This window comes from Corallococcus sp. AS-1-6, assembly GCF_020037015.1.
Taxonomy (GTDB): domain Bacteria; phylum Myxococcota; class Myxococcia; order Myxococcales; family Myxococcaceae; genus Corallococcus.
In genome coordinates, this window is sequence record NZ_JAIQDE010000001.1 from 475,706 (window position 1) to 487,711 (window position 12,006).

The window sequence follows — 12,006 nt, forward strand, 5'->3', positions numbered from 1 at the left end:
CGCTGGGGAGTCCAAAGAGATGAAGCGTCCTGTCACGTTGTGCGGAGCCCTGGCGCTCCTGGCCGTCGCCGCGCCGCTCACCGCGAGCGCCCAGGAGCGGGGCCGCACCGACGGGCCCGAGGAGTCGGAGTACGGCACGGGGGGCTACGGCGACAACCGCCGGGGCGTGTCGCTCCAGTTCGACTGGGGCGCGGCCATCAACTCCCGGGAGAACCCCGCGGGCGCGCCGGAGGGCCCGCCGCTGTACGTCGGCGCCACCGTGTCCCTCTGGGGGGATGACTGGTACCGCCTGGACGTCAGCGGCGGCTACGTCTTCGACGGTGGGCGCTTCATCGGCAACGTGGGCCCCACCTTCCGAAGCTGGGGCTGGCCGGTGGCCTTCACCCTGGGCCTCAAGGCGGGCGCCATCGTCATCCCGGAGGGCGAGGGCCTCCGCTTCGCCATCTCGCCGCAGGTGGGCGCGGAGCTCTTCCTGGACCGCCGCGACCGCGTGCTCATGGGGCTGCACTACTCGCCGGACATCCCCATCGGGGGAGGAGGAGTCACGAACCGGTTGTTCATGAACGTCGGATACCGGTTCTGACGGACACGCCATGATCGCTCAACTGCTCGCCGCCGCTGTCGCGTTGACCTCGGCCCAGGCGCCTCGCGCCGCCTCGCCGTCCGTGGCGCTGCCGTTCCCGTCCGGGGACGTGCAGACCTACAACATCATCCAGTGGGACCCGAACCAGTTGCCGCGCATCTATGAGCGGTCGGATCAGCTCCCGCTCACCGACGAGGAGCTGACCAAGCTGTCGCAGGCCGGCTTCGAGCCCGCGCAGTTGGTGAAGATGATCGAAGAGCGCCGCTGCGCCTGCGACGCGAGCGCGGACGGCCTCATCCGCCTGAAGAAGGCGGGCGTGGACAAGACGGTGCTGGCGGCGGTGTCGCGCCATGGCCTGGCGCCCAACCGGCAGTTGGACATCCTGGTGACGCTGGACTTCACCGGGGAGAGCCGCACCGCGCGCGAGGCGTTCCTCTACTTCTTCGTGGACGACGGGGACATCACCCGCGTGTTCTCCGCGAACCTCCCGGAGCTGCTCCAGCGCCGCAACAGCCACGAGACGATGGTGGACCGCAGCGACATCATGGTGGCGCGCACGGTGCGCCGCATCCAGCTCGCGGGCCACGTGCCGCTCAAGACGTACGGCGCGCACCGCGTGATGGTGGCCGCCAGCGCCAGCCCCACGCTCACGCACCCCTCGCAGCTCACCCCGCAGGAGCGCGCGAAGGCGCAGACGTACACCTTCGACTATCCGCGCGCGTCCCTGCAGAGCCTCTGCCGGCTGACGGCCGGCTACCGCCGCGACGCGGTGCTTGCCTACAAGTGGAACTTCGAAGGCAGCCGCTTCGAATGCGAATGGAACTAGGAGTCGACCCCACCATGAACACCCGCCGCCTGTTGCTGTCCGCCCTCGTCGCCGTGTCGCTCGCCGGCTGTGGAGGCCCCCGCGCCTTCACGCGCGGCACCTACGAGGACCCCAACACCATCGAGATGCTGGGCGACCGCTTCAACGAGAACGACCTGCAGCTCATCGCGAAGAAGATGGCCGAGTCGCTCGCCAACTCCCCGCGCTTCGCCCAGGCCCCGCCGCAGGGCCAGGCCCTGCCCATCGTCCTCGTGGGCAAGCTGCGCAACAGCACCAGCGAGCACATCGACATGCGCTCGCTGGGGGACAAGATCCAGACGGCGCTCGCGCAGACGGGCCGCTTCGCGCTGGTGGACCAGCAGGCGCGCCAGGACATCGCGGAGGAGTACGAGTACCAGCAGTCCGGCTACGTGAACCCGAACGCCGCCAAGGCCCCGGGCCAGCAGGCGTCGGTGGACTTCCTGATGACGGGCGACCTCGCCTCCATCATCCAGGAGGTCGGCCGCGACAAGCTCGTCTATTACAAGATGACGGCGAAGCTGAACGACGTGCGCACCGGCACGATCGCCTGGACGGACGAGAAGCAGATCCGCAAGAAGTTCGAGAAGCAGGGCGTGAGCTGGTAGCCGTCCGCCGTGTCCAACCTCCCCGACATCGCCCCCCAGGCCCCGCGCGCCTCCGCCTCACCGGCGGCGCGTTGGGGCCTGCTGTTCGTCCTGGCCTCCTCCCTCCTGGGGACGGGCTGCGCCAGTGACTACGTGGCGCGCACGGCCTCCGCGCGCTCCGCGTACCAGGCCTCCGACTATCCGCGCGCCCTGCGTGCGCTGGACGACGAGCAGAAGGAGGCCCCCGAGCGCGACCAGCTCCTGCTGCTCCTGGACAAGGGCATGGTGCTGCACGCGTCCGGGCAGTGGGAGGAGAGCACGAAGGTGCTGGCCCAGGCGGACGAGCTGAGCGCGCTGCTGGACGTCACCTCCGTGAGCGAGGAGGCCGGCATCCTGCTCAGCAACGAGCGGCGCCGCGCCTACCGGGGCGAGGACTTCGAGAAGCTGATGATCTCCGTCCTCCAGGCGCTCAACTACGCGGAGCTGGGCCGGGACGAGGACGCGCTCGTGGAGGTCCGCCGCGTCAACGAGCGCCTGGAGAAGATGATCACCGAGGAGAAGAAGCCGTACGAGCAGCTCGCCATCGCGCGCTACCTGGGCGGCGTGCTCTACGAGGACCAGCACGAGTGGGACTCGGCCTTCATCGACTACATGAAGGCGTACGAGCTGGAGCCCCGGCTGGGCGGGCTGGTGGAGCCCCTCTTGCGGCTGGCGAAGAAGACGGGCCGCGACGACGCCTACGCGATGCTCTCCCAGAAGTTCCCGGACGTGGCGCACGACGCGCTCGGCCCCGGCGACGGGCAGCTCGTCGTGGTGGTGGAGGCGGGCCTGTCGCCCCAGAAGGAGCGGGCGTCGCGCGACTACGGCGACTCCGGGGACCTGATTGAAGTGCCCGTGTACCGGGACCGCGGCGGCACACCGCCGGTGCGGGTATCGGTGGAGGGCCAGGCGCAAGCGGCGGTGACGGTGACGTCGCTGTCGCGCGTGGCCCAGGTGCACCTGAACGACCGCATCGGCCGCATGCTGGCGAAGCAGCTCGCGGGCGCGGTGGCGAAGGCGGGCGTGGCCGCGGGCGTGGGCGCGCTCACGAAGAGCAAGGAGCTGGGGCTGCTCGCCTTCCTGGTGCTCAACGCGGGCAACCAGGCCGACCTGCGCTCCTGGCTTTCACTGCCGGCGGAGTTCCAGGTGGCGCGATTCCGGCTTCCTCCGGGAAAACACACCGTCCAGGTGGATGCCCCGGGCCGGCCCACCACCCACCTGGTGGAGGTGAGGCCGGGGCGGGTGGAGGTGCTGGTGGTGCGAAGCTACTGACGGCGTCGTTTTGGGAGTAGGGTGCGCGCCCCATGTCGCCGGTCGTGGCAGAAGTCGTCCTGTACTCCTTCATCGTCGTGGCGAGCGCGCTGGCCGGCGCGGGCGTGGTCATCTTCAATGACCGCTCCACGCGGCTCGTGACGTTCCTGGCCTTCGCGGCGGGCGTGATGTTCGGCGCGGCCTTCTTCCACATGCTCCCGGAGGCGTACGAGGGCGGCGGCTGGTGGGCCTTCGCGCTGGTGCCCATGGGCTTCCTCTTCGTGCTGGTGCTGGAGCGCTACCTGGTGGCCCACACCTGCGAGGAGCCGCCGGACTGCGCCGAGCACGTGCACGGCCACGCGCTGGGCCTCAGCGCGTTTTTGGGCCTGTCCACGCACACGCTCTTCGACGGCATCGCCCTGGGCTCCTCGGTGAAGGAGGGCGTGGGCGCCATGGCGCTGCTGGCCATCACCGCGCACAAGGTGCCCTCGTCGCTGTCGCTCGCGTCCATCCTCCAGGCGGAGGGCAAGAAGCGCGGCACCATCCTGGCGTACACCGCGCTGTACGGCCTGATGGTGCCGGTGGGCGCGGTGCTCTACTTCGGCTTCGACGCGGTGATGCGCTTCCAGTCGCTGGCGCCCAAGGCCCTGGCCTTCTCCGCCGGCACCTTCCTCTACATCGCCGTGTCGGACCTGCTGCCGCACGTGAACAAGCACGGCAGGGACAAGCCCGGACGCAACCTGGTGGCATTGGCAGCCGGGTTGCTGGTGATGTTCGTGCTCGCGCGCGTCCTGGGGCACACGGAGCACTGACGGCACCATGGAACGACGCAAGGACTGGTACGAGCACCCGGAGTACTACGAGGCCATCTTCGGCACGGACACCGTGCGGGAGGCGGACTTCCTCCAGGCGCTGAGCCGGCGCTTCGGCACGGGAGGCAACCAGTGGCTGGAGCCCGCGTGCGGCGCGGGCCGGCTGGTGGCGGAGGCCGCGCGCCGGGGCCTGAAGGTCGCGGGCTATGATTTGTCGGAGGCCATGCTCGCGCACGCGCGCAAGCGCCTGTCCCCGGCGGAGCGCCGCCGCGTGAAGCTGTCCCAGGCGCGCATGGAGGACTTCTTCGACCCGGCGCTGGAGGGGCGCGTGGACCTGGCCCACACGCTGGTGTCCACCTTCCGCTACCTGGACAGCGAGAAGGCCGCGGTGGAGCACCTCACCGGCACCCGCCGCCTGCTCAAGCCGGACGGCATCTACGTGCTGGGCTTCCACCTCACGGACTACGCGCGCTCCGGCCCGGAGCACGAGCGCTGGGTGGGGCAGGTGGGCGCGGACAAGGTCGTGTGCAACACGCACGAGGGCCTGCCGGAGCAGCGCCTGCGCCGCTCGCCCATGCGCAACCGCCTGCGCGTCACCGGGCCGGACAAGGACTGGCTCATCGAGACGACGTGGTACTTCCGCACGTACGACGAGGCCCAGGTGAAGCGCCTGTTCCGCAAGTCCGGCCTGCGCGTCGCGGCCACGTTCGACTTCGACTACGACCTGGACTCGCCCGTGGGGCGCGGCAGCCCGCGCCTGGACCGCGTCTTCGTGCTCAAGCCGGACACCGCCTCCAAGGCCTGACGCCGCGCGCCCCGCCGGGGTGTCGTTCGGTGGATGGAGCGCCCACGCCGGGTCGCGGGCCTCCGGTGCGCGGGTGCTAGCCTCTTGCGCCATGGAACCCTCCGTGGCGGCGGGGACAGGGGCGGCGCCGCCTGCTTCGGCTTGCGCATGGTCAGCGTCTGGCGGGGCTGGAGCCTGCCCCACTTCTCCCTGACTGGTATGGAATGACCCGGCTGCCCGCCTGGACGGAGGGCCGGGTTCGTCAGGCCTCGGGGGTCGAACGGCAGGGGTCCTGCGTCCTGTCCGGACGCGCTTGCGTTCCAGTCGGACGCAGCCTGGAGGGGGGCCTCCTCGTGACCCCTCGAAATCATTGGACTTCCATTCTGGCACGACATCCGCAATGCGTCCCGCCCATACGCTGGCAACGGCGTGTACCGCATCCGGATGCACCCGGAGCGCGGAAGGAGGGGCCGCTCCTTCCGCGCTCTCCATCTGAACCCGCACCTCCCCGTCATCTCCGATAGAGTCCGCGTCTGTTTTCTGGACGGCTTCGCCGGTCGGCGGTGGCGCGGCTTCGGCACGAGAGGCGAGGGGATGCAAGACGAGTTGGCGCAGCTCATGGCTGCGCTTCGGGATTCCAGGGACTTCGAAACCGCGGCGGCTGCGACGTTGCGCCGGATGCTGGCCGTGGCGGAAGGCGCGGTGGCGGCCAGCCGCTATGCGGGCCGGGCCCGGGTCCTGCGCGGCATCGTCCACCTCCGCCCCGGTGAAGCGTACCGCCGGCTGGCGGCGCTGGACGTGGGCGCGCGCGAGGTGACGGACGCGGGCGTCGGGACGCCGTTCTTCACCTCCGCCACGGCGTGGCGCGCGGTGGTGGAGCACCGGTGCGCGGTGTCCATCGACGTGAACATCGGCACGGTGCAGCCGCACGCGCCGGACGCGCCGGTGACGGGCGACCCGGGCCTCGCGGGCTTCCACAGCAACGAGAGCAAGCAGCGCTTCCTGGGGCGCCACGCGACGCACGTGTGCGTGCTGCCCCTGCGCACGCCCTCGGGCATGGAGGGCATGATTTCGCTGGAGGCGGACTGTCTGGCCGCCATGGGGCAGGAGTTCGTCTGGCGCGACGCCGGGGACCTGCTCCAACTGCTCACGGACATCGCCGCGCCGTACCTCACCGCGCTGCCGCAGCGGCCGGTGGCCACGCCGGAGGTGGACGAGTTCCTCCCCGTGGTGGGCCGCTCCATGGCGGAGCTGCTGCCCATCCTCCGCACCTTCGCGCTCCAGGACGAGACCATCCTGGTGAGCGGGGCCACGGGCGCGGGCAAGTCGCGCCTGGCGCGCTGGTGCCATGAGCGCTCCGGCCGCCGGGGCAAGCCCTTCGAGACGCTGGACCTGGTGACGGTGCCGGAGGACCTCCAGATGGCGGAGCTCTTCGGCTGGAAGAAGGGCGCCTTCACCGGCGCGGTGCGCGACGCGCCGGGCGTGGTGGCCCGCTCGGACGGCGGCACGCTGTTCATCGACGAAATCGACAAGCTGTCGCTGAAGGCGCAGGCGGGCCTGCTGCACCTGCTGGAGTCGCGCAGCTACCGGCCGCTGGGCGAGGGCACCGGCGAGAAGCTCGCGGACGTGCGCTTCATCATCGGCACCAACGCGGACCTGCACGCGCAGGTGCGCGCCGGCCGCTTCCGCGAGGACCTGTACTACCGCGTGAACGTGCTGCCGGTGCGCATGCCGCCGCTGCAGGACCGGCAGGACGAGATCCCCCTCTGGGCGCGGTACATGGTGAACCGCCGTCACCGCGAGCGGCTGCCGGACGGCTCCGCGCGGCTGGCGCCGGAGGCGGAGCTGCTGCTGACCACCAGCTCCTGGCCGGGCAACCTGCGGCAGCTCGACAACATCGTGCGGCGTGCGTACACGCTGGCGATGGTGGAGCACGCGGGCGGCACGGGCGACCTGGTGCTCCAGGAGAAGCACGTGGCGCGGGCGCTGGACTACGAGCAGTCCCCCGGCGGCCGGCCGCTGCCGGAGGCGCTGCGGGCCGCGGCCCAGGCCTTCGTCGGCGAGGCGCGCCGGCGCGGCACGCCGCTGGACCTGGACCACGCGGACGGCTTCCGCGGGCTGGTGCTGGGCCTGGCCATCCGCCAGGTGGGCCGCGACGAGGCCTTCCGCCTGCTGGGCCGCGAGAGCCTGGTGAAGAACCGCAACCACCACAAGGCGCTCAAGCGCGAGCTGGAGAAGGTGGACGGCCTCTACAAGGCGCTGGGCGAGGACGGCTCCCCGTTCTCCGACCTGCTGGAGAACGAGGACGCGGACTGACGAAGGGGGCGCGCCTTCAGTGGATGGCGCTGCCCAGCGGCTGGTAGTTCTCGTCGCGCAGGCCCACGAGCACGCTGGTGCCGTTGTCCGTCACCCGCAGCTCGCCGTAGCGCGCGTTCGCGTAGCGCTCCGCGTGGCCCTCCTGGAAGAAGAAGGCCTCCGCGCCCAGCCGCATCTGCGAGTTGCGGATGCGGAAGCGCAGGCGCACCTCGCCGGGCGCGAGCGTGGAGGCCGGCGGCTCGTAGCGCACGAACTCGCCCACGTTGTGCTCGTCCAGGCGCAGCACCACGTTGCCGTCCTCCTGGGGCTGCTCGCGGCCCTCGCGCCAGCCCTGGTTGATGGCGTAGTCGAGCACCATGTAGTCGCCCTGGATGAGCGAGCGAGGATCCACCGGCGCCAGCCGCAGCAGCACGGGCTGCCCCCGCGCGAGCACGGTCTCCTTCTGCACGACGAGGAAGGCGAGCGCGACGAACACCAGCGCGAGCCCACCGAAGATGACGGCGCCGCGTTTCATCGGGCCTCCGTGAGGGCGGCGGGCTGCCGCCGCAGGAAGAACTGCCGCACGCCCAGCAGCACCAGCCCGCTGCCCGTGAGCGCCAGGGCCTTGGCCAGGAGCGTGATGCGCAGGTCGTAGTAGTAGTACGCGCCGAACGTCAGCAGGAACGCCACCGCCAGCCCCAGCATCACGCGGCTGCGGCGGTGGAAGCCGAGCGTCAGCATCAGCACCGCCACCAGCACGCCCGGCGTGTTCAGCGTCATCCCCGTGAGCAGCACGAGCGCGCAGACCGCGGGAATCCAGACGCGCTGCTCCCGCGCCAGCCCCAGCTCGCGCAGCACCCGCCACCCCGTCCACAGCAGGAGGAGCGCCAGCAGGAGGGCGAGGTACGCGCTCGGCACGAACTCGCTCTCGAAGCGGAAGACGTAGCGGAAGCCCTCCTGCGAGCTCTCGAAGCTGCGGAACAGCAGCCACCCGGGGACGGCGCACGCGAGCGCGAAGGCGATGGGGCCCACGCGAGCGCCCAGGGGCCCGCGCCGCAGCAGCGGCTCGAAGAGCAGGGTGCCGGAGAGCGCGGCGGCGCACAGGAGCATCCACGCGTCCACGCCCGCGCCCCCCACGGCGTCGAGCGCGAACACGCCGACGGACACGCAGAGCCCCACCGTCGCCAGGAAGTAGAGGATGAGGTCCGGGAACACGGCGAGCAGCGCGATGGACGCTGCCGCCCCCGCGAACGCGAGGGTGAGGGTGTCTTGTTCCAACTGCCCCAGCCCCACGAGGAACGCGCCCACGCCCGCCATGCACAGGGCCAGGGCGAGCTGCTCCATGAAGGGGCCCTGGGTGCTGCGGCGCAGGAACACCGACGCCACCGTCAGCACGAGGCCCAGGCCGGTGAGCGCCACCTCCTCCTTCCACAGGCCCACGCAGGCGAAGAAGCTGAGCAGGAAGGCGGCGGACAGCCACGCGCCTCCTCCGGCCAGCGCCTTCACGAACCAGGGCGAGGCCCCCAGCGTCTTCTGACGGATCTCCAGGGCGGTGCGGGCGCGTGCGTCCACCTCCGCGTCCACATGGCCCTCGGCCTTGAGCCCCGCCAGCACGTCTTGGATGGTCGGTCGCAGGGACATGGTCAGGTCTCCTCCGAGACGCCCGTGGCCTGCGACTCGTGGCGCAGCCAGTACACCGCCAGGCCCACCTCGCCAATGAGCACCAGGGGCAGGATGAAGAGGGTCAGCTCCTCGGCGTGCATGGACTCCATGAGGAAGTAGCCCACCGCCGTGGTGACGAGCGTGATGACGCTCAGCGCGGCCACGGTGAGCAGGAACAGCTCCCCATGCAGGTGCCGGTGCAGGGCGTAGATGGCGACCAGCGCTCCCAGCACCAGCGGCAGGGACAGGGCGGACTCCAGCGAGCGGTCGTGCTTGCTCACGATGAACAGGATGCCCAGGGTCACCAGCGGCATCAGCGTCATCAGGGACAACACGCGGGGCATCCACCGCCCCTGGAGCCAGGACACCTTCCGGTGGGCGAAGTGCTCGTACGTCGCCCAGGCGAACCCGTTGAGCAGCCCCAGCACCAGCGCGAGCCGCGCCTCGTAGGAACCGAAGCGCGTCATGCGCTGGCCCCAGAAGAGGATGACGCCCGTGTTGACGAGCACGAGCTGGAGCATCCACAGCGGCGTGAAGCGCGCCAGCGCCACCCACGGCAGGATGAGCACGCCCCAGCCGATGAACAGCTCATATGGATCCGCGCCCGTCTGGTACGCCTGCCCGTACACGGCCAGCAGCGGGCCCACCAGCACCGCGGCCGCGAGCAGCGCGAACTGGCCCGCGGGCCGGTCGCCCAGCCGCCACGCACCCACCGCCGCCCCAGCGATGCCCAGGCAGATGAGGCCCAGCTTCGAGAAGCGCCCCAGCTCCGCCCAGTTGAAGGCGAAGAAGTACACCACGCCCGCCAGCACCAGCAGCGAGCCCAGGGCCATCAACGTCGTGGACAGGAACGCGCGCCACGCGGGCCGCGACGGCGAGGCGACCGCCAGATGCAGCGCTCGCCCGTACGCGTCCGGGCCCAGGATTCCGGCGTCCGCCAGCGCGTGCAAGCGCTCCGGCGTCGCCTCCAAGTCGAGAAAGTCTTTCGGCACGGCCGGGCACTGTACCCGGTTCACGTGACGCCGGGGACACCGCGCCCGCTCACGGCCCGGAGCGCTCCGCGTCCAGGAAGGCCTTCAGCTCGGGGAGCACGCGCTCGGGATGCTCCAACTGCGGACTGTGTCCGCACGCCACGCGCAGCACCCGGGCCTGGGGAAGGCGGCGCGCGGCCTCATCCGCCATCGAGACGGGCAGCGTCTCGTCGCGCTCGCCCCACATGATCAGCACGGGGACCTTCACCTCGCCCAGCCGCTCGCGGCGGTGGAACAGCGGCCCCGTCAGCGGCACCAGCGCGTTGAAGGCCTGCGCGGCTTCGGGCCTCCCGCCGGGCACGCTCAACAGCTCGTAGCCCAGCGCGCCCAGCTTCTCTCCCAGCGGCGTGGGGGGCGGCGGCAGCATCCGCGCCATCGCCCAGGGGCCCAGGTTGCGCGCCAGCCGCTCCGGCCCCGCGCGGAAGAAGAGGCGCGAGGCGCGCGGCATCTCCGGGCCCAGCCCCATCGCGTCCACCAGCACCAGCCGCTCCACCGGCACCGCGCCGCGCAGCGCGAGCTCCAGCGCCACCAGCCCGCCCAGCGAGTGGCCGACCACCGACACCGGCCCCGGCGCCACCATCCCCAGCGCCTCCTCCACCGGCGCCGTGAAGAAGCGCACCGCGTCCTCCGCGGTCTTCACGTGCACGTCGGCCGGGGTGGACTGTCCGAAGCCGGGCAGGTCCAGGGCCAGCACCCGGTGGTGCCGGGCCAGCGCCGTCAGGTACGGGAACCAGTGGGTCGCCGCGTTCCCACGCCCATGGAGGAAGACGACCGTGGAGCGCGCGCCCTCGGGGGGGCCCCCTTCGAGGATCCGCACCGCGCCACCCCCGGGCAGCCAGTGCACCTGGGGCGCCACGGCCGGGGCCAACTGGGCCAGGAGCCCCGTCTCCACCGGGCCCACGGGGGGCGTGGCGCCCGGGGCTCCGGGGCGGCCGGAGGCGTCCCAGCGAGGGGGGAGGGCGGAGCGGCGGGGCGGGGGCGGGCGGGACATGGGAGATGACCCTTTACGGCACGGGGCGGCTTGACGGAATGTCCGGCCCAAAGCGGTGTTGAGCCGGACGCCCGGGAACCCTAGGCTGCCCGCCGCCCAGGCCGACAGAGGGGACATGAACACCGACATTCGCGCGCTCACCGAACGCGTGCAGCAGGAAAGCAGCTTCGTCGAGGTCCTCAACCAGGAGACCGGCAAGGTCATCGTCGGGCAGCGGTACATGCTCGAACGCATCCTCATCGGCCTCTTGTGCAACGGCCACGTCCTCCTGGAGGGCGTGCCCGGACTCGCCAAGACGCTGACCGTGCGCACCGTGGCGGACTCGCTCAGCGCCACCTTCATGCGCGTGCAGTTCACGCCCGACCTGCTGCCGGCGGACCTCGTCGGCACCATGATCTACAACCAGCAGACGGCCGCCTTCACCGTCCGCAAGGGGCCCATCTTCGCGAACATCGTCCTCGCGGACGAAATCAACCGCGCCCCCGCCAAGGTCCAGTCCGCCCTCCTGGAGGCCATGGCCGAGCGCCAGGTCACCATCGGCGACCAGACCTTCGGCCTGCCTTCACCGTTCCTCGTGCTGGCCACCCAGAACCCCATCGAGCAGGAGGGCACCTACCCCCTCCCCGAAGCGCAGGTGGACCGCTTCATGCTCAAGGTGAAGGTGGGCTACCCGACCCGGGATGAGGAGAAGGTCATCATGGACCGCATGGCCGGCGGCTCGTCGCCCAAGGCCCAGCGGGTCATCGCGCTGGAGCACCTGGTGCGCGCGCGCGAGCTCGTCCACGCCATCTACATGGACGAGAAGGTGAAGGAGTACATCCTCAACGTGGTGTTCGCCACGCGCGAGCCCGCGCGCTACGGCCTCAAGGACCTGGCGGACTACATCCAGTTCGGGGCCTCGCCGCGCGCCACCATCGCGCTCGCGCAGGCGGCCCGCGCGCACGCCTTCCTGCGCCACCGCGGCTTCGTCACCCCGGAGGACGTGAAGGCCATCGCCTTCGACGTGCTCCGCCACCGCATCGCGATGACCTACGAGGCGGAGGCCGAGGAACTCACCCAGGAGAAGATCATCCAGCGCGTCTTCGACCGCGTGGAAGTTCCCTGACCAGGCCCCGGTAAGAGCGCGC

12 protein-coding genes are annotated in these 12,006 nt (G+C 71.2%); 8 read left to right on the top strand and 4 right to left on the bottom strand.

Going from position 1 to position 12,006, the window contains the following annotated elements:
• Positions 1 to 19: 19 nt before the first annotated feature.
• The 7 genes from K8612_RS01965 (at position 20) to K8612_RS01995 (ending at position 7,216) form a co-directional block, all read left to right on the top strand.
• Entirely contained in the window at positions 20 to 583 is a 564-nt protein-coding gene (locus K8612_RS01965) for a hypothetical protein (protein ID WP_223739913.1), read from the top strand.
• A 10-nt stretch (positions 584 to 593) separates the two neighbouring features.
• A complete protein-coding gene (locus K8612_RS01970; protein ID WP_223761070.1) occupies positions 594 to 1,409 on the top strand; it encodes a hypothetical protein in 816 nt (271 codons plus the stop codon).
• A gap of 14 nt (positions 1,410 to 1,423) precedes the next feature.
• Positions 1,424 to 2,035, top strand: a complete 612-nt coding sequence (lpoB, locus tag K8612_RS01975; RefSeq protein ID WP_223739911.1) for a penicillin-binding protein activator LpoB — start codon at positions 1,424 to 1,426, stop codon at positions 2,033 to 2,035.
• 9 nt (positions 2,036 to 2,044) lie between these two features.
• On the top strand, positions 2,045 to 3,325 hold the full coding sequence (locus K8612_RS01980) for a hypothetical protein (RefSeq protein WP_223761071.1): 1,281 nt from the start codon (positions 2,045 to 2,047) through the stop codon (positions 3,323 to 3,325).
• 32 nt (positions 3,326 to 3,357) lie between these two features.
• Positions 3,358 to 4,116 (top strand): ZIP family metal transporter, encoded by a 759-nt coding sequence (locus K8612_RS01985; protein WP_223761072.1) that lies wholly within the window; start codon positions 3,358 to 3,360, stop codon positions 4,114 to 4,116.
• A gap of 7 nt (positions 4,117 to 4,123) precedes the next feature.
• Positions 4,124 to 4,921, top strand: a complete 798-nt coding sequence (locus tag K8612_RS01990; RefSeq protein WP_223761073.1) for a bifunctional 2-polyprenyl-6-hydroxyphenol methylase/3-demethylubiquinol 3-O-methyltransferase UbiG — start codon at positions 4,124 to 4,126, stop codon at positions 4,919 to 4,921.
• A 597-nt stretch (positions 4,922 to 5,518) separates the two neighbouring features.
• On the top strand, positions 5,519 to 7,216 hold the full coding sequence (locus K8612_RS01995) for a sigma-54-dependent transcriptional regulator (protein ID WP_370639909.1): 1,698 nt from the start codon (positions 5,519 to 5,521) through the stop codon (positions 7,214 to 7,216).
• Positions 7,217 to 7,232: 16 nt separating this feature from the next.
• Here K8612_RS01995 and K8612_RS02000 read toward each other — a convergent pair whose 3' ends face one another.
• From K8612_RS02000 to K8612_RS02015, 4 genes are read right to left on the bottom strand one after another with little or no spacing between them, the layout of a single operon-like run.
• A complete protein-coding gene (locus tag K8612_RS02000; protein ID WP_223739906.1) occupies positions 7,233 to 7,730 on the bottom strand; it encodes a GDYXXLXY domain-containing protein in 498 nt (165 codons plus the stop codon).
• Entirely contained in the window at positions 7,727 to 8,836 is a 1,110-nt protein-coding gene (locus K8612_RS02005) for a DUF4401 domain-containing protein (protein ID WP_223739905.1), read from the bottom strand. The genes K8612_RS02000 and K8612_RS02005 overlap by 4 nt, the downstream gene beginning before the upstream one ends.
• A gap of 2 nt (positions 8,837 to 8,838) precedes the next feature.
• Positions 8,839 to 9,849: a DUF2157 domain-containing protein gene (locus tag K8612_RS02010; RefSeq protein WP_223761074.1), complete on the bottom strand. Its 1,011-nt coding sequence runs from the start codon at positions 9,847 to 9,849 to the stop codon at positions 8,839 to 8,841.
• Between the two features lie 49 nt (positions 9,850 to 9,898).
• Positions 9,899 to 10,879 (bottom strand): alpha/beta fold hydrolase, encoded by a 981-nt coding sequence (locus K8612_RS02015; protein ID WP_223761075.1) that lies wholly within the window; start codon positions 10,877 to 10,879, stop codon positions 9,899 to 9,901.
• Positions 10,880 to 10,994: 115 nt separating this feature from the next.
• Here K8612_RS02015 and K8612_RS02020 point away from each other — a divergent pair, with 115 nt between their 5' ends.
• Positions 10,995 to 11,984 (top strand): MoxR family ATPase, encoded by a 990-nt coding sequence (locus K8612_RS02020; protein WP_223761076.1) that lies wholly within the window; start codon positions 10,995 to 10,997, stop codon positions 11,982 to 11,984.
• The last annotated feature ends 22 nt before the right edge of the window (positions 11,985 to 12,006 follow it).